19 protein-coding genes and 1 riboswitch are annotated in these 17,612 nt (G+C 42.7%); of the genes, 5 read left to right on the top strand and 14 right to left on the bottom strand.

The window, feature by feature from the left end; genetic code table 11:
- Positions 1 to 8: 8 nt before the first annotated feature.
- From AC6CHU_RS07125 to AC6CHU_RS07110, 4 genes are all read right to left on the bottom strand, one after another.
- Positions 9 to 830 carry a YfkD famly protein gene (locus tag AC6CHU_RS07125; RefSeq protein ID WP_251283218.1) on the bottom strand — a complete coding sequence of 274 codons (822 nt, stop codon included), beginning with the start codon at positions 828 to 830 and terminating at the stop codon, positions 9 to 11.
- Between the two features lie 413 nt (positions 831 to 1,243).
- Positions 1,244 to 2,305 carry a calcium/proton exchanger gene (cax, locus tag AC6CHU_RS07120; RefSeq protein WP_498120944.1) on the bottom strand — a complete coding sequence of 354 codons (1,062 nt, stop codon included), beginning with the start codon at positions 2,303 to 2,305 and terminating at the stop codon, positions 1,244 to 1,246.
- 565 nt (positions 2,306 to 2,870) lie between these two features.
- Complete coding sequence (locus tag AC6CHU_RS07115; RefSeq protein ID WP_498120942.1) at positions 2,871 to 4,013, bottom strand: acyl-CoA dehydrogenase family protein; 1,143 nt, start codon at positions 4,011 to 4,013, stop codon at positions 2,871 to 2,873.
- 117 nt (positions 4,014 to 4,130) lie between these two features.
- Positions 4,131 to 4,514 (bottom strand): OsmC family protein, encoded by a 384-nt coding sequence (locus AC6CHU_RS07110; RefSeq protein ID WP_159861993.1) that lies wholly within the window; start codon positions 4,512 to 4,514, stop codon positions 4,131 to 4,133.
- Positions 4,515 to 4,674: 160 nt separating this feature from the next.
- Between AC6CHU_RS07110 and AC6CHU_RS07105 the strand changes: the two genes are divergently transcribed.
- Together AC6CHU_RS07105 and AC6CHU_RS07100 are read left to right on the top strand one after the other, a co-directional pair.
- The gene (locus AC6CHU_RS07105) at positions 4,675 to 5,853 is read left to right on the top strand and encodes an MFS transporter (protein WP_251283220.1); all 1,179 of its coding nucleotides are present in this window, start codon (positions 4,675 to 4,677) and stop codon (positions 5,851 to 5,853) included.
- Positions 5,854 to 6,070: 217 nt separating this feature from the next.
- Complete coding sequence (locus tag AC6CHU_RS07100; protein ID WP_498120939.1) at positions 6,071 to 7,993, top strand: heavy metal translocating P-type ATPase; 1,923 nt, start codon at positions 6,071 to 6,073, stop codon at positions 7,991 to 7,993.
- 227 nt (positions 7,994 to 8,220) lie between these two features.
- On the opposite strand, the gene AC6CHU_RS07095 is transcribed toward AC6CHU_RS07100, so the two are convergent.
- The gene (locus AC6CHU_RS07095) at positions 8,221 to 9,045 is read right to left on the bottom strand and encodes a YihY/virulence factor BrkB family protein (RefSeq protein ID WP_159861995.1); all 825 of its coding nucleotides are present in this window, start codon (positions 9,043 to 9,045) and stop codon (positions 8,221 to 8,223) included.
- Between the two features lie 19 nt (positions 9,046 to 9,064).
- Entirely contained in the window at positions 9,065 to 9,445 is a 381-nt protein-coding gene (locus tag AC6CHU_RS07090) for a YtxH domain-containing protein (RefSeq protein ID WP_498120937.1), read from the bottom strand.
- 226 nt (positions 9,446 to 9,671) lie between these two features.
- On the opposite strand from AC6CHU_RS07090, the gene AC6CHU_RS07085 reads away from it, so the two are divergent.
- Positions 9,672 to 9,902 carry a DUF1128 domain-containing protein gene (locus tag AC6CHU_RS07085; RefSeq protein WP_159861997.1) on the top strand — a complete coding sequence of 77 codons (231 nt, stop codon included), beginning with the start codon at positions 9,672 to 9,674 and terminating at the stop codon, positions 9,900 to 9,902.
- 301 nt (positions 9,903 to 10,203) lie between these two features.
- On the opposite strand, the gene AC6CHU_RS07080 is transcribed toward AC6CHU_RS07085, so the two are convergent.
- From AC6CHU_RS07080 to AC6CHU_RS07065, 4 genes are all read right to left on the bottom strand, one after another.
- Complete coding sequence (locus AC6CHU_RS07080) at positions 10,204 to 10,719, bottom strand: type 1 glutamine amidotransferase domain-containing protein (protein ID WP_498120935.1); 516 nt, start codon at positions 10,717 to 10,719, stop codon at positions 10,204 to 10,206.
- 72 nt (positions 10,720 to 10,791) lie between these two features.
- The gene (treR, locus tag AC6CHU_RS07075; RefSeq protein ID WP_251283307.1) at positions 10,792 to 11,532 is read right to left on the bottom strand and encodes a trehalose operon repressor; all 741 of its coding nucleotides are present in this window, start codon (positions 11,530 to 11,532) and stop codon (positions 10,792 to 10,794) included.
- 47 nt (positions 11,533 to 11,579) lie between these two features.
- Positions 11,580 to 12,569, bottom strand: a complete 990-nt coding sequence (locus AC6CHU_RS07070) for a class I SAM-dependent methyltransferase (protein WP_498120933.1) — start codon at positions 12,567 to 12,569, stop codon at positions 11,580 to 11,582.
- Positions 12,566 to 13,867: an FAD-dependent monooxygenase gene (locus AC6CHU_RS07065; protein ID WP_498120931.1), complete on the bottom strand. Its 1,302-nt coding sequence runs from the start codon at positions 13,865 to 13,867 to the stop codon at positions 12,566 to 12,568. The genes AC6CHU_RS07070 and AC6CHU_RS07065 overlap by 4 nt, the downstream gene beginning before the upstream one ends.
- Before the next feature lie 225 nt (positions 13,868 to 14,092).
- Here AC6CHU_RS07065 and mnmH point away from each other — a divergent pair, with 225 nt between their 5' ends.
- On the top strand, positions 14,093 to 15,151 hold the full coding sequence (gene mnmH / locus AC6CHU_RS07060; RefSeq protein ID WP_251283225.1) for a tRNA 2-selenouridine(34) synthase MnmH: 1,059 nt from the start codon (positions 14,093 to 14,095) through the stop codon (positions 15,149 to 15,151).
- A gap of 178 nt (positions 15,152 to 15,329) precedes the next feature.
- Positions 15,330 to 15,653 carry a helix-turn-helix domain-containing protein gene (locus tag AC6CHU_RS07055; protein ID WP_159862003.1) on the top strand — a complete coding sequence of 108 codons (324 nt, stop codon included), beginning with the start codon at positions 15,330 to 15,332 and terminating at the stop codon, positions 15,651 to 15,653.
- Between the two features lie 100 nt (positions 15,654 to 15,753).
- Here AC6CHU_RS07055 and AC6CHU_RS07050 read toward each other — a convergent pair whose 3' ends face one another.
- From AC6CHU_RS07050 to AC6CHU_RS07035, 4 genes are all read right to left on the bottom strand, one after another.
- Positions 15,754 to 15,900, bottom strand: a complete 147-nt coding sequence (locus AC6CHU_RS07050) for an anti-repressor SinI family protein (protein WP_159862004.1) — start codon at positions 15,898 to 15,900, stop codon at positions 15,754 to 15,756.
- Positions 15,901 to 15,930: 30 nt separating this feature from the next.
- Positions 15,931 to 16,019, bottom strand: a riboswitch (cyclic di-GMP riboswitch).
- A 144-nt stretch (positions 16,020 to 16,163) separates the two neighbouring features.
- A complete protein-coding gene (locus tag AC6CHU_RS07045; RefSeq protein WP_498120926.1) occupies positions 16,164 to 16,415 on the bottom strand; it encodes a hypothetical protein in 252 nt (83 codons plus the stop codon).
- 50 nt (positions 16,416 to 16,465) lie between these two features.
- A complete protein-coding gene (locus AC6CHU_RS07040; RefSeq protein ID WP_498121015.1) occupies positions 16,466 to 16,732 on the bottom strand; it encodes a DUF5658 family protein in 267 nt (88 codons plus the stop codon).
- Between the two features lie 117 nt (positions 16,733 to 16,849).
- Positions 16,850 to 17,557, bottom strand: coding sequence for an LPxTATN C-terminal sorting signal domain (locus tag AC6CHU_RS07035; RefSeq protein WP_498120924.1), 708 nt, complete (start codon positions 17,555 to 17,557; stop codon positions 16,850 to 16,852).
- Between the last annotated feature and the right edge of the window lie 55 nt (positions 17,558 to 17,612).

The following is a 17,612-nucleotide window of genomic DNA, read 5'->3' as shown; positions in this document are numbered from 1 at the left end:
ACTTCTAATTATTTTGGCCTTTCTGAAACAACAAACCCAAAGGTCACATGGTCCTGAATCGGAATCCAGGCACCTATTCCCTGGGAGGTAACATTTTTAATGACAATCATTTTTTTGCTGCCTTTCAGCATTAAATACACTTCTCCATACGTGACTTTCCCCTTTTCGTTGATAGCTGGGGCATAGCCGTATAGATAGCCTAATCTTTTAGGCGGGATATTATAGATATGGTCCTTTTTGGTGCCCGCGCCTATAATTGTTTCAAAGGCTAGAGGCAGACCTGACTTCTCCATGGCTTTCAGAAGCATCATCTTTTTAACATCCTCAGCATTGGGAACCTTGGCAGTCAGACCTCCGCGGACAACCTTTTGGGCTTCCTGCACATAATGAATCTGATATGGTGCCTTGCCGCCCCGGTTATCAAAATAATTTGTGTTAATCCTCTGGTATTCCCAATTTGGAGAGGTTTCGGCAGACTGATAATTTAACGGCCATTGACCGAGGTAGACGATCGCTCTATAGCCAAGCGCAAACGGTGTACTGCTGACAGATGTTTCATTCAGCATCCGGATAAGATCCGGATTTTCGATAGGAACCTTTGATGAATCAATCAGCTGCTGGGTTAATTCACTGGGCTGAAGCGTCGGCATATCCTGTGCAGGGTTCGGATACGTATTTTCCTTCGTTACATTCAGCACAGAATTAGGGACAACAATAGCCTTTGGCTGCTGTTTTGCCGATTTCTCAGCCCCTTTCTGCGCTTCTGCAGCCGGATGAATTGACAGCATTAATATAAGACCTAAAAAAAGAATGCTTACGTATTTTTTCATGGTGTCTTTCTCCTTTCAAGTCACAATCTTTTTAGGTTGATCTTAGTTTTTTCGGAGTAAGGGGATATTATCCCTCCCATGAAAAATAAGGCTTGTTTATGAAAAATTTAATTTTGTAATGAAAATGTAAAAATCAGAATATTTACAAATATCAAATAACAGTTTATAATAAGATTACTAAATTAAAGGAGGGCAGTGGAAGTCAACCCCACTATTATGTCAAAGGAGGAGAATCGTTTTTTTGTTAAGTCATCTGCAAGACAGTAATGATCAAACATCATCATGAAGGTTGGTGATCAATGACTGAAAGCGAACAGAACATTCTCTGAAAGAACATAATCCTTTAAAAAAGTACTTAAATACCCATATAAATAACCGGCCCTGAGATTTTTTCAGAGCCGGTTTTCTGTTTGCTATAAAAGATAAAATCCGATTCCCATGATCACGTAAGCTGCCAGCAGAGTGGCTCCTTCAAACCAGTTGGTTTCTCCATCATTGCCAATGACAACCATCAGCAGGACGGCCGTAACCATGGCAATCAGCTCAGGTAATGTAAAAACAAGCGGCATGGCTGTCGGGAACAGAAGCGAAAGCAGTACCAGGACTGGCGCGACAAACATCGCAACCTGGAGGGTGGAACCTACTGCAATTTCAACAGCAATATCCATCTTATTTTTATAAGCCATAATTATAGCCGAAGCATGCTCTGCCGCATTTCCGACAATTGCCACAATGACTACCCCAATAAACAGTTCTGACCAGCCAAACGTTTCTCCAACTTCTTCGAAGGTATGAACCAGATTCTCTGATACATAAGCAACAGCAATAGTGGAAATGGCAAGTACAGCAATGGCTTTCCCTTTGCTCCACTCCGGGATTTCCTCCTCATGTGAGCCCCGTTCTTCTTCTGTTGATTGATAGACGCCCCGGTGGGTGACCAGTTTGAAGAGCAAGGCAGCTAAATACAAAGCGATTAAAATGACAGAAATGCCGATGCTGAACGTGATCGTCTCCGCTTCGTCCATGGTCATTGAAAAAACTTCAGGAATGACAAAGGCCACAATAACGGCAAACATCAGAAGTCCTGAATTGTGGCGGGCATCAAAGACATTAAAGCTTTGTCTCTTGAATTTCAGTCCGCCAATGAAAAAGGAAAGTCCTGCCACCAGCAGTAAATTCCCCAGTACGGATCCCGTCAGTGATGCGAGCACAACACTGATCAGACCTGCTTTTAAAGCGAAGATTGATATGATTAGTTCAACCGCATTTCCAAAGGTGGCATTCAGCAATCCGCCAATTCGGGGACCCGCTACTACTGCAAGACTTTCTGTCGCCCTTCCCATATAGCTGGCCAGTGCAATAATAGTGATGCAGTAGATCGCAAACAGCAAGATATTGGACCAGTGCATCAATGTACCGATGACAGACAGCGGCACACCTGCAAATGCCAATACCATGAACACTTTATTAGTCATATTGGCTACTCCTTCCCTTCTTAATATTTTTTAGTATTGCCTGCACTTTCCTGCCTATGTGATTATATGCAAGGAGTTTATGTAAAACGTACTTTCTCTTTAGCCATTTTAGGGGAAAGTCAAACTTGGAGGATACGGAGGGCGACTGGATATAAACCGATATCTACCTTTTATAAAGAGGCTCTTTTCATATAGATTCTTGTTTTTCACTTTTCAATGTTGACCGTTGATTGCAGCGAAGGGATGCTCAAGCGTTCTGAGGGGCAGGCGGTGAGCCTCCTTGGCGCTACGCGTCTGCGGGGTCTCACCTGTCCCGCTACTCGCTGGGCATTGAATAAATGTTAGCGTGAACGGCCTCAATCGAGCGGATTGAGACCGTTTGTGGCAGAAAATGTCATCGTAAACAGCCACAATCGAGGGGATTAGTACCGTTCGTGGCGAGTTTTCCCGAGTACGCACCGCAGAAGAAACTGCGCATGCATTTTCGAGGATCTCGCACCTTCCGCTCCAATCAACTCAGTAAATATAATACAAAAAGCTGCCGTCTAAACAGCAGCCTTCTGCATTACTTTATCGCATGTTTTGCTAATGCCTGAATGGTCATATCATCCATCGGCGGGTTATGCAGGCCGGCACGTACATCCCTGTAATAGCGCTGGAGCGGATTTTGTGCTGATAAACTGCGTGCACCTGCCACACGCATGGCCAGATCGACTACTGTAATGGCCGCGTTGGTTACAGCGAGCTTAACCGCTCCCAATTCAGGCTGCATTCCGCTTCTCGTTTCGCCGCTGGCTTCATCCCATTTATTTGCAACCGAATAGAGGAAATGACGCGCCCTCATGAGTTCAAATTCCATCTCGCCAACCTTTTGCTGAACATTGGGCAAGTCAATAATGGCACCGCTTATACTGTTCGGGGAATAATCCTTCGCAAAGCTAATGGCATAATTCTGTGCCGCCTGAGCAATGCCCAAATAACAGGCCGGAATGTGGAGAAGCCAGCCGGCTGCACCTTTTTTGCCTGGCTGAAACATCTCGACAAGTGCATCCTCCTTAACCTTTACATTTTTTAAAAGAAGGTCATGGCTGCCTGTTCCTCTCATTGCAATGCTGTCCCATGTTTCCACAATCTCAAGGCCGGAGGAGTTTCTCGGAATTAAAAAGTTTCCTATTTCCCCGCTTTCTTCAATCGCTGCACTCACATTGAAGTAATCCAGCACAGGGGCCATGGTGGTAAAGCTTTTCCGGCCATTAATAATCCAGGAGTCCCCTTCTTTTCGTGCAGAGGTAACCGGCTTGCCTCCCCTTGTAGGGCTGCCCGTCTGCAATTCTGTTGCACAGTTATTCATTAAAGCACCCTTTTTTACTTCTTCACACAGGTTCTTAAATACCTCTTCATCCCAGTTGTTTTTCTCGCCAAGGCTTTTGATAATCCCCATATGCCACCCAATGGACAGGGCGGTGGAGCCATCTCCTTCTGCGATCTTCTCTTGGAGCTTCAGAAATTCAGAAAGGGAAATTTCTGCGCCTCCGTATCGTTTAGGGACGGTCAAGGAGGTGTAGCCGGATTCTTTTAGTTCATTAATATTCTCAAACGGAAACAGGCCTTCTTCATCGTTTTTGGCTGCTCTTGATAAGAAATTTTGTGAGAGCTCTTCCATGAGCCTGATTCTTTCTTCGGTGGTTTGCAAGTCTTGGAATTTCAATGCGGGGCACCTCGTTTCTGCTTCAATTCTTATTATTTTTATAGGAATTATTATACTATTATTCTACTGCCTTTAACAAAAAACAAGGAAGAGGCATCCCCCTTCCCTGTCCGCATGTTAAATAAGTTCAAATGTCTCTTCTATTTCAATGCTTTCTTCCACTGAGCGCACCATTGAACAGTTCTTTCTGGTCAATTCCATTGCCTTGTGGAGCTTCGCCTCATTTAGGTCCGTTCCTTTTATGATGAAATGAATCTGTACCTTTTCCACCCGGTCAGCCTTTTCAGGATTTCTTTCAACTCTTGTTTTTATTTTAATGTCTTCAAACTCCATGCGCATTTTTTTCATGATTTTCCTCAGAACACCGCCGCTGCACACAGCCAGCGAAGCGACAAGCAGCTGGTACGGCCTGAAGCCATACTCTTCATCTCCTGCCACCTCCAAACGCCCAAATGGCAAATCGGTATAGAAGCCAACTTCTTCCTTCATTTTAAATTCCATGGTATTCGCCCCTTTTTATCTTATTATTAGTAGAGATTACACTAATTCTCTTGCAAACAAAATTATTTTGACCATAAACTTACTCTTGCCAAGATAACTTATTCCCGATACCATCATTTAGGAGACGATACTATTTCACGTCAGAAAAAGAGGTTTTTTTATGAATAAAGAAACAATGCGTTTTTGGATTCTCATCAGCATTGTGGCCATTTCAGGCTTCAGCCAGGGAATGCTGCTGCCGCTGATTGCGATTATTTTTGAAAATGACGGCATTTCCTCAAGCTTGAATGGTCTAAATGCAACAGGTTTATATATCGGAATCCTGCTTATTTCACCTTTTATGGAATATCCATTGCGAAAATACGGCTACAAGCCGGTCATTATCCTTGGCGGATTATTAGTTGTTGTATCTCTCATGCTTTTTCCGCTCTGGAAATCTTTTTGGTTTTGGTTTGTGCTGCGTCTGCTTATCGGAATCGGCGACCATGCCCTGCATTTCGGAACGCAAACATGGATCACCTCCTTTTCTCCGGAAAACAAACGCGGCCGGAATATCTCCCTGTACGGACTTTTCTTCGGAGTTGGGTTTGCTGTAGGACCGTTAATGGCACCGCTTGTAAAAGTAAATGAAACGATGCCGTTTATTATTTCATCCATTCTATGTCTAATTGCCTGGCTGTTTTTATTCACATTGAAAAATGACTTCCCGGAGCAGTCCATCGAAATTAACTCTTTCAGAGAAACCATGAAGCGTTTTTCAAAAGCCGCAAAATATGGCTGGGTAGCCTTCCTGCCGGCATTGGGATATGGATTTCTTGAAGCTTCATTGAACGGCAGCTTTCCCATCTATGGCCTGCGCATCGGGCTGGAGGTTTCAAGCGTTTCCCTGCTTCTGACTTCATTTGCAATTGGGGGCATCCTATTCCAGCTTCCTTTAGGTATCATGAGTGATAAGTTCGGAAGACGCCATGTACTAATGAGTGTCCTTTTTATCGGATTTTTAAGCTTTGTCGCAGCAAGCATGCTCGAGGAAATAGTGCTTGCTCTGACGATTTGCCTATTCATTGCAGGCATGGCCGTCGGATCCACCTTTTCACTCGGCATCACCTATATGGCAGACTTAATGCCAAAGAACTTGCTTCCGACAGGCAACCTGCTTTGCGGTGTAGCTTTCAGCATCGGAAGCCTGATTGGCCCTTATTTCGGCGGCCTTTTCATTGAATTATTCAAGACGATCAGCTTTTTCAACATTATCAGTGTGATGCTATTGATGATCTTTGGTGCCGTCACCTTATTTGGGAATAAGGGTCAGGTGCTGGAGAAAAGCCAGTCATTTTAATTTTCATGTAACTGTTTCGCTTTTCTTTTCATAGGGTATATAGTAAAATAAATGTAATAGAATACAATAATTGCATAATGCTAGCTGCATTACTGATTTTAACGCTGTCACCTATTTGGTGGCAGCTTTCGTTGTTTTTTAGGGGTATTGAATGTGATTATTCTTCTCAATAAGATAATTGAAAAAATAGTAAATTTATATTTTAGGAGGACAAATGATGAGTATGGAGGCAAAGGCTCTGCTTAACAATAGCCCAGGATCCCAAGAAAATCTTTTAGAAAAAATGAAACCCCATGCTGAATTAATTGCCGCCCTTCTAAGCGGTGTATTGATTTTAACAGGCTGGCTGCTGGACCGAAACGGAATGGAAGCTGGTTCAATCGCTGCTTACCTGCTGGCTTTTGTGATCGGCGGCTTTGCGAAAGCAAAAGAAGGCATCGAAGAAACCATTGAGAATAAAGAATTGAATGTTGAAATGCTGATGATCTTCGCTGCAATCGGCTCAGCAATTATCGGCTATTGGACAGAAGGCGCTATCCTGATATTTATTTTCGCAGTCAGCGGCGCTTTGGAGACCTACACCATGAACAAAAGCCATAAAGAAATCTCTTCCCTAATGGAATTGCAGCCGGAAGAAGCACTGAGAATTACGGATGGGTCAGAGGAACGTGTACATGTCTCAGCGCTTGAAATCGGGGATTTAATCCTTGTAAAGCCGGGTGAACGGGTCCCCTCTGATGGAACGATTGTAAAAGGCCTATCATCGCTGGATGAAGCTGCTATAACGGGTGAGTCTCTGCCCGTTTCCAAAGGGGCAGATGACCAGGTATTTGCAGGGACAGTGAATTTGAACGGATCGATTACAGTTGAAATAACAAAACCGAATAACGAAACCCTTTTTCAAAAAATTATTGAGCTGGTGCAATCCGCTCAAAGCGAGAAATCCCCTTCACAGCTTTTCATTGAAAAATTTGAAGGTACTTATGTCAAAATTGTTTTGGCTGTTGTGTTTCTTATGATGTTTGCTCCACACTTTCTGTTGGGATGGAGCTGGACAGAAACCTTTTACAGGGCCATGATCCTTCTTGTTGTGGCATCACCTTGTGCCCTTGTCGCATCGATTATGCCTGCGACTTTGTCCGCCATTTCAAATGGCGCGAGACACGGCATCCTCTTTAAAGGCGGTGTGCACCTTGAGAACCTGAGTCATCTTAAGGCAATTGCCTTTGACAAAACCGGTACACTGACAAAAGGTAAGCCGGAAGTTACCGATGTAGTGGTTAAGGATGGGCTTTCCAAAGAAGAACTGCTTCTAAAGGTGGCCTCCATCGAGAGCCATTCAAACCATCCGCTTGCTAATGCCATCGTCAAGCATGCAAAGAAGGAACTCTCTGAGCCCCTAATCCGTCCGGAAAGCATTGAAGATGTAGCGGGTTATGGTGTGAAAGCTAAGGTTCATCAGGATGAATGGAAAATCGGCAAAGCCTCTTTTGTCGGTAATACAGAGGCAAATGCATTTGCAGACGGAGCAGCCGACCGCATGGCAAGCGAAGGAAAAACCGTTGTGTTTGTACAGAAAAACGATGAAGTCATCGGTCTGATTTCCCTGAAGGATGTTGTCCGCGAGGAAACCAAACAGGCAATTGGCCTTTTAAAGAAACAGGGAATTTACACGATCATGCTGACTGGGGACAGCCAGACAACAGCAGCAGCGATTGCAGGCGAAAGCCATGTCAATGAACATATTGCTGAATGCCTGCCTGAAAACAAAGTCGAGCATTTGAAAAAGCTGAAAGAAAAATACATCAATGTTGCCATGGTTGGTGACGGAATTAACGATGCCCCTGCTCTGGCCACTGCCAATGTCGGAATTGCTATGGGCGAAGGAACAGATGTAGCACTTGAAACGGCTGATGTGGTTTTAATGAAAAATGACCTCCCCAAAATTGCAGAAGCCATTGAACTGTCAAGGCGGATGAATCGCATTATCAAACAGAATGTCATTTTCTCCATCACGGTAATTATGTTTTTAATTGCATCCAACTTCCTGCAGCTGCTTGACCTTCCATATGGAGTGATCGGCCATGAAGGGTCAACGATTTTAGTTATTTTAAACAGTCTGAGGCTGTTAAAATCATAAGGAAAGCCTGGGAATTCAAATTCCCAGGCTTTTTTATTAATTAGTGATAGCCGTTCTGCCCGTTAGCAGAACCGGATGTTTTTTGTTTTGGTTTGTTTTTGCCTTTTTGCTTCGTACCGCCATCTTTTTTCGTATGTTTTGTCATATCGATACCCTCCTGATGTATTCATTTTCCCCCATTACTAGTGTGTAACGGAGAGTCAATTTTTAAGAAGGTAACTTTTTCATCAGCAATCGTCTTTATTGATTTTCGAATAGGTGGCATTGATTTCTCCGCCTACAATGATGATAATGCCGGATATGTAGAACCAGATCATAAGCACGATAATAGCGCCAATGCTTCCATATGTTGCGGAAAAATTGCCGAAGCTGCTGACATAGTATGAAAAGGCCAGTGATGAAAGCACCCAGCCGATTGTAGCAAAAACGGCACCTGGAACAGCGCTGATACAGGTTAATTTCTTATTAGGCGCAATCCAGTACAGCCCTGTAAACACCACAAAAAGAATGAACGGACTCACCAGCCAGCGAATCATATTCCAAATGGCCAGAAATTGGCCTGATAAACCAAATTCCGAAGAAATAAACAAGCCAATCTGCCTTCCGAAAACAGGAAGAAGCAGAGCCAGTACAAAGACAAAAATCATTGCAAATGTAAGCAGGATCGACATCCCGCGTGCAATAATAAAATGGCGGGTTTCCTTTACGTCATATGCCTTATTAAAAGCCTTCACCACGGCATTGATTCCATTCGAAGCCGACCAGAGGGTAGCAATGATCCCGAAGGAAAGCAGCTTTCCATTCCGCTTCGTAATCTCATAAATATTGGTTTCAATCAGCTTCATGGTCTCTCCCGGTGCAAAATCACGGACAACATTTAAAATATCCTGCTGTGTGATCGGCAAATAAGGAACGAGCGTGACCAGAAAAATTAACAGAGGAAAAAGAGAGAGAAGAAAGAAATACGCTAATTGGGCAGCAAGTCCAAATACATCATCTTCCTCTACTCTTTTCCATAAGTTTGGAATTAGAGCCGAAAGAGTTCGTCCCATTCCAACACCTCACTTGTTATTAATGCGGAAGCTGTACTGAATCATCATCAGATTTGTCCGGCAGTTCACTTGATCCATTTGGTTTAATATCTGAAAATGCCTGCTTTGTATTCTGGACAATCTGTGTTACTTCCGGTGCCATTTCCTTTATTTCTTCCACAGTTCCCGTAATAAAAGCGACGTCTTCACTAACCTGGTCAATGGCGGTTTTGACCTTATTGGAAACATCCTTCACCTGATTCACTGCTTCACTTGGGTGCTTTAAATAATAGCCGACATTGCTGGATGTTTTCCGGCAATTATCAAAAACAGTTTCTCTTGTGGATTTGTCCAGAAGGCTTAGCGCACCTCCTGCAAGCGCACCATACATGACACCTTTCCAAAATAATGATTTCCCCATATTTTATTCTCCTTTAGCTAAATTATTATATGAAAATTTTATTCAATTTTTCCCTTTTTTCGGTTCTGCGAAACCTGACTCGTCCAATGGCCAGCTTCTCCTTTATTTTCTACTAATTTCCATGGTACATGCAAGTCTAATTTAAGTTGACAATTTGCTGATATCGTGGAAAGATGATAAGAAAAGTGTACGCGTTTAATTACATAGCGATGAGAGGGTGTTGGGAATGAGTAATTTGTCTGTGAAATCGGCTGAGAATGTGGAGTTTATGATTGAGGCTATTAAGGAGAAGCTGAAGGTTTTGAATTTAGGTGCTATTAAGCCATCGCATTTTGATGAGGAAATGTATGAGGAATTGAAGGATATTTATGATCTTGTTATGAAAAAGGATTCTTTTAGTCCGAATGAAATGCAGGCGCTTGTTGAAGAGCTGGGGAATTTGAGGAAGAATAAATAATTTTGGGAGCAGCCATTTGAGGGCTGCTTTTTTGATGGGGTTAGGTATCCATATAAACATTATATGCATCTGTTGATTTGGGTGCTGATTTCCGCTGCAGGGCCTCGCTTTCCACGGGGCTACCGGGAGCCTCCTCGACGCTTTGCGTCTGTGGGGTCTCCCCTGGGTCGCTACTCCCGTAGGAGTCGAGTCCCTTCCGCTCCAATCAGCACGGTTTAATAAGGAATTTTAGAAAATCAAATCCCGAATAAATAACTCCTAAAAAACCCCCTGCCAATTAGGCAGAGGGCTGTCGATTTCATTATCCTAACACTTTAAGCGATTCACGTGTGAATGCCGGGATGTCGTCAGGCTGGCGGCTTGTAACTAGCTGGTTTTGGCATACGACGACTTCTGAGTCCTGGAATTTGGCTCCTGCGTATTCCATGTCCACCTGGATGGATTTGTAGCCGGTTGCGGCACGGCCTTCGAGAGCCTTGGCTGTGATCAAGAGCTGTGGTCCATGGCAGATCGCGAAGACTGGTTTCTTTTCATCCATAAAAGATTTGGCAAATTGGACAAATCGGCCATCGGCACGAAGCTGGTCAGGCGAGAAGCCTCCTGGCAGGAATAGGGCATCAAAGTCCTGCGGGTTTACGCTGTCAATGCTCTGATCTATTTGAACAGTGGCTTCACCCTGTTTTCCTTTAACAGATTTGCCCTGTTCCTTTTCAATCGTCACGACTTCATGTCCTGCTTCTTTAAAAGCTTGTGCAGGTTCCGTGTACTCACTGTCCTCGAACATCTCGGTAATTAAGCATGCGATTTTTTTACTCATTTATACCATCTCCTTATAAAAATCTTCACATAAGGAGATTTCCCTCAAGGCACAATCTTAAACGTAAAAAGCTTAAAACACACCGCTGTCCATTCTTCTCGCAAAATCAACAAACCGGAACTTGTCCGGTCTGTGCCGGGATTCTGTGTACTGAAACAGAGCCGCATCATCAAAGTAAATATAATTTTTTACCACGACGATAGCATGGAACCCTTCCATATCCAGATGCCTGCGGTCTTCAGCAGTTGGCTCTTCCACTGTGAATTCCTTTTTGGCAAAGCTGATTTTTTTTCCGAGTTCACCCTCAATGTAGGCAAAGATAGAGTTCTGGCAAATTTCTTTGGTTAACCCCGGGACAAACTTTTCTATTAGAAAATCCTTGTCCAAAATGATCCGCTCATCTTCAATTTTCCGGATCCGAAACACTTTCCATATCTTTTCATCTTGATCAATTTGAAGATGCTTCATCTTTTCAGCATCAGGCTGAGTCAGGGAAAATTCCTCCACAAGTGTTTCCGCACGCTGTCCCATTTTCCCGGCCAGCTCTTTAAAGCTGACAAGGCCCGATATGGGAAACTGCAGTTTTTTTAAATCAAGGACCATCGAGCCCTTTCCGCGTATTTTCTGAATAAAACCGTTTTGCGCCAGCAAATTCAGCGCTTTGCGGATCGTTTCCCTTGAAGTGGAATACATCCCCGTCAATTCATGTTCAGATGGCAGAATGGATCTGGCGGGATACTTGCCTTCCTGGATTTGCTGGGCGAGCTCTTCATATATCATTAAATATTTATTATTTCTCATTTCAATCACCATTTCAGTCAAGTTACCCCCATTCTACCATTAAATGAGCGGGCTTTGAATTATCGGCCGGACAGCTGGATAAAATACCATCCGCCTTCCGTTACGACCGGCTTGAAGGTTTTCACTTTAAGCTTCAGCTCTTTCGCGAGATGATGGATATCCTCCTCGGTCGGAGTTGGATAAAGATTTTCAAAGGCAGAAAAGAAGCTGTTGAACACACTGGAAAACTCCTCGCCTTTTTTTGAATGAAGAATGGGGGTGATAATGGTAATGGATCCTTTCCGGCTAAGCCAGCTTTTAAGCCGGGATAGAAGCTGCCTGCGATCCTCCGGCTGGATGTAGTGAAGCAGGTTATTGACCATAATCAAATCAGCCTGATGCTCTGGAGAGTATTCATGAACATCTGCTGTAACGATTTGAATGTTAGGAATGTCTTTGCAATTAGTTCGGGCAGATTCTGCAACCTCTTCATTCATTTCAATTCCTGCCAGTTTGGCATTCGGGAACTTCTGGCTGATTCTGCTTAAATAGCCGCCTTCCCCGCAGCCAATATCGATGATCCGCTCCATTTTGTTTTTCTTAATGGTTTTCATCAAACGAGGCAGGGCAAGCTGCTCAAGCAGGGATGAGGTTCTCGCTACTGTCGGTCCATGCTCTTCATGGTTAAAAGTATTCTTCTTATTGGAACGTAGCAGTTCTGGATAGGAAAGTAAAGTTGGGATATGCAATTCCATCATTTCCTTCAGGATGATTCCTGTGGAACGGGGGTTATTCGGTGTGGACGGAAGACTGAATTTCGATGCTGTCTTGATTTTGTCCTTGCCTTTCTTTTTCAAATGGCGGATCGCCAGCCCCACCTCCACCCATCTTAAAAGCAGCTCCTCCTGCAGATTTCTGCTTGATGCCACCTCTTTTACCGTTCTCCAGCTGCGGAACTGTGAAAAAAGGTCTAGCTCAAATCCGACGTATGCATGCCAGCTGTATAGAAAGGGCTGGTTCTTTTTCATCCAATTTCGCGCTTTTAATAACCTCACATATTCATTTATCATGGCTGTTCAACCTTCCTCCAGGGATAGTCTTCTTTTTCTGTATAAAAATAATGGCTTTTCACTGAATCGGGTAAATCTTCTTTTCTAGCCGGCATGATTCCAGCCTGAATCAATCGGTCCCTAAGACTCTCCGGCCAATAACCGAGGCCTGAGACATTCAGCATTTGCTTATATTGCAGGGTTTTATCTCTTTCAATCTGCTTCAGGCCTTTTCGGCGGACTCCTGTGATTATACGATTGGAGTAAGAATAAGCAATGGCGGATAAATGGCTGAGGCTAATCATGTTTTCAGCGCGGGGTTTCCGGACCTTTTCATACCATTTCAGCTTGTCCGGCACGATTCTTCCGCTCGTATACATCTCAGCAAGCAATTCACCTAGCACATCGGCATCCTGAATCGCCATATTCATGCCTTCCCCTGCCATCGGGTGCACTGTATGTGCCGCATCGCCCAGAATCGCCATTCTTCCATCCACATATTTATCTGCATAAAAAGCCGTCGGAATCATCAGCTGAATATCCTTCCAGTTTTTCAGCCTCGTCACATACCCGTCCAATTCAGGAAAAAGCTCTACATAATTTTTATGGAAATAGTGAATTCCTTTTTGGAGATGTTCCTTATAAGAACCCTCCGGTATTAAATAAACAGACCGTACTTTCGCATCCGGCAGCGGAAATAATCCGAGGAACCGCTCATCCTTAGAGATGATTTTCCCTTCCTCCAATGAATGCGGGCGGGGAAAGGTGACCGTTAAGAATTGATGGTTGTATTCTATCTTTTTAATTTTGCTGTTCATTTCTTTTCGGGTAATGGAATTTCTTCCTTCAGCGCCTATATAAAAATCAGCTCTCACTGTCAGCTGCTCCTTTACATCCTTCCGCTCCACCAGTAAGTCGCCATTGTCATACCCTTTTGCCAGGGACCCTGGCAGATAATGAAAATTTGAATAGTGAAGCGCCTGTTTAAGAAGAATCCCTTTCAGCTTTTCATGCTCGATCATGAGTGAGTAATCATAATCTCCAGGGAGAATACTGTAATCCATTGCAAACTCTTTTTCCCCTTCCTCAAACGCGATCCGGGAAAAGGAAAAGCCATTTTCCAAGATTTCACCCAGGGCATTCAGCTCTTCAAAAATTTTCAGGCTCTTTGGCTGTAAGAGTTCACCTCTATAAACGGAAGATGGGGCATCCAGCTTTTCCGCTACAGTGACATCAATATTGGATTGAGCAAGCTTCAGGCCAAGCGTCAAACCGCCAATCCCTCCGCCCAATATGGCAACCTCTGTTTTCAAGGACATGCTTCCACCACCTTTGCCTTTTATTTAACCTCCTTTTTAAAAAGCAAAACCAATGGATATGCTGATATTACAATGTCTGGAAAAAATTTATAGAACAAACTTTTGAAAATAGGAGTATGATTGTGGAAGGCACCTATATTTTCATAATCCTGTATAATAGATAGAGTAAAATTAATTAACGTACCCTTTGGGCTATATATAGCAATAATTTTGGAGGCAATAAAAATGAGAGAAATAGCAGTCGAACAATACATCCAAATGGATAACGCAGTTCCGGTCGATGTCAGGTCTCCAATTGAATTTGAGGAGTGCAGCATACCCGGTGCTGTCAATGTTCCGCTTTTCACAAACGAAGAACGTGCGGAAATCGGGACATTATATAAAAAAGAAGGCTCTGATGCGGCGAAATGGAGAGCGATGGAAATCGTTTCACCTAAAATTCCGTCCATGATGCAGAAAATCAGAGACCTGAAAAATGATGGCTTCCAGCCTGTCATTTACTGCTGGCGCGGCGGAATGCGCAGCAAAGCGGTTACTACATTTATCACTTATGCGGGCGTTTCGATCCCCCGTTTAATTGGGGGCTACCGGGCGTACCGTCAATATATACTTGAAAACACAGCAGACCTGATTCCTGAAAAAGCAGTTGTTCTGCACGGAATGACCGGCGTTGGGAAAACAGATGTGCTGAAGGTGTTAAACGAAAAAGGCTATCCTGTTATTGACCTAGAGGAAATGGCAGGCCACCGCGGTTCGATCTTCGGCTCCTTCGGCATGGGAGACGGCAGCACACAGAAAACCTTTGATGCCCTATTGTATCAAGCCCTTTCTGAGGTTAAAGGCTCCCCCTATATTATTATGGAAGCTGAAAGCAAACGAATAGGCAAGGTGGTTCAGCCGGATGAGCTGCTGGATACTAAAAAATCAGGAATCCACATTGATATGTTTGCCAGCATCGAATCCCGTGTCCAGCGCATCCTCCGTGACTATGTTGAACCATATCAAAAAGAAGAATGGTTCAAGCCGAAAGTGGATGAAAGCCTCGTGTTTATTAAAAAACGGCTGAAGAATACTGAAATCCGCGAGCAGCTGGATGAATCAGTGGAAACTGAGAACTACGAGCTATTTATCAAGCTTTTATTAGAACATTATTACGATCCACGCTATGCTTTTAAACAGCATGACTATGAGGGTGAATTCCACCATGTGAATGCGGATAATGTGGAAGCAGCTGCACAGCAGGTAATTAACATTATTGAAAAACAAAATGCTCCCGTCCTATGACGCGGAGCATTACTTTTTGAGAGCGACAAAAGATATATTTTTATAAAACTGTGATAACTAACTATTTAAATAAGTTAACACTATGGTATGATGATAATAATATTGAACGATTCGTTCTTAATATGGAACCAAATATGATATAATCCTATTACATACAAAATAAGGTGTGTGGTATACGATGATCGGTGATCGTGTAAAAAAACTTCGCCAGGAAAAGAAAATGTCACTATCCGAGCTGGCTGAGCAGGCCGGTGTGGCAAAATCATATTTAAGCTCACTCGAGCGCAACCTGCAAACCAACCCATCGATTCAGTTTCTCGAGAAAATCGCCGGTGTTCTGAATGTTCCTGTGGACCATTTGATCCATGAGCAGATCAACAAGGAAGATCTGGATTCAGAATGGATGAAAATTGTGAAGGAAGCAATGGAATCGGGTGTTTCGAAGGAGCAGTTTCGGGAGTTTTTGGATTTTAATAAGTGGAGAAGCGGACAAAAATCATAATTGCCAATAAGCCTGAATGCACAGGCTTATTTTTTTGGCAAAATAAAAAGCATTTCCATTTAGAGATGCCTCTAACAGAAATACTTAGCCAACTGTATATTTAAGCTTCCATCAGAACCTCTTGAGCTCTGTTATTATGTAAAAACTCTCTAATTTCTTCCTTTTGCAGGCCTAAGTTTTTTGCTTCCATAATTAACTGCAGCCACTCCAAATCAACTTCTTCAACCTTAATATTTTTCTCTGCCAAAACTCTTCCCCCCAGGATACTTTTCGTATTCCAGGCAATCCAGCCATCGTAGCATCATCCAATACCTTAGACCTGTGACTTTGCGTCCTCATTTTTCAATGAGTTTGCCTTTTTCTGCGCCTATCGGCTCAAAGAAATATTTTCCATAGATGTATTCTACTATGGGTGTATTGCTAATGGTGTCTTTTTTTGTAAATAGAACTAATTATTTTAATATTAAATTAATTCGTTTTTCGACAAAAGTCTTTCAAATCCCTCACATATCAGTTAATTGTTCTCTGTTTAGAGTAGTAAGAATGGCCGATTCTTTTCCTATAATTCTTATTGATTTCCTGCAGAGAATATGTGAGCGACATTTTCTTTTTCTTATAAGTAATATGGACCGGTTCCCGTGTCATTGCATCAAGGAAAGCTTCATTTTTTAAATCATTTCCGCAAATCGGGCATAGCCACTCTCCGGCTTCAGTACTGCTGAAAGATGATTGATGGCATTTAGTGCAGTTTTTTTGGTACATGGAACACCGCCTGAACTGTTTTATAATGATATAAATTTCCTAATTAAATTTTAATGAATGCAATTAACAATTAATGAGAAAATCCAAGCAGAGTGCAGCTGGCATACGATTGAATACATTACTGAAGCTCCTGCTGCCAGAAGCTTTACTCTCGATTCTGTAGATATAAATTTTGATAGAATGATCAGCATGGCTGAAAGAGTTATTTTAAAAGAAAGAAATAAAAATGGATGCAGGTCATATAGGTTGCGCATGAGCGGATTGCTTTCTTCTATAACATTAAAGTGGAGTCCTAGAGCAGTAAGAAATTCGTCCAGTATATTTAAGAAGGCCAGATAATAAAGCAGCTTTTTCAGGTGATCACCACTTTATTGCTAAGGTTAGTTTTTTTAATAAAAATTAAGGCCACGAAGTTTTTACTCTCCTGGCCTTCTCTATCTTTCACTTCTTATCCTTCTATAAAAAACAAGGATTAATACACTTCCTGTTCCCAATAATAGTCCGCCGATCAACAGTAAGTTATAAGTATTGGTAGCTGTGTTTGGCAGAAGATTCTTGGTCATTTCAGGATTTATAACAATATTGTCTTTAGAATCACCAGGTTTCGCTCCTTCGTCATTAGATTCATCGGAAGGTTCTCCATCTCCTGGCGGATCAGATGGATCCGTTAATGCCTCAGCAAGAAATATAATTTCTACCTCAGCAGAAGAATCCTGAAAGGCATTTCCAAGATTGTAAGGCATTGAAACTTGAAAGAATAACTGTTCAGAGCTGCCCTTTGCCAGCTTTCTTGGAGTAAAAGCTTCAAAGTCTTTTAACTTTCCTTCAAATAAAATATCTGAATTCTTCTTAACCAGAAGATCAAGCTCTTCGAAAAGCCCTTTTACGGATTTTTTCTTTCCAATTTGCGCTGTGTATCTGAAATCCTGTTTACCCTGGTTTAGGATGGTTATATCTCGAGGCATCCAGTCGCCTGGTTTAAGGTTACCAACTTCAAAATAATAACCATGGGAGGTAGTTTTAATTTCAATATCCTTATCTTTAGCACTCACAATGTTCGTTCCTAATAGCAAAGTAATAAAGAAAAAACAAGTTAATTGCACTCTCTTCAATGGTTTTGCCAGTAAAACTTTGATACTCATGGCATTACCTCACATTATTCGATTTAACAAAAGGCGGGAAAATAATTCCCGCCTC

The organism is Cytobacillus sp. GQ23, from assembly GCF_059758675.1.
The sequence above is the reverse complement of the archived record's forward strand: the minus strand, read 5'-3'. Positions and strand labels throughout refer to the sequence as shown.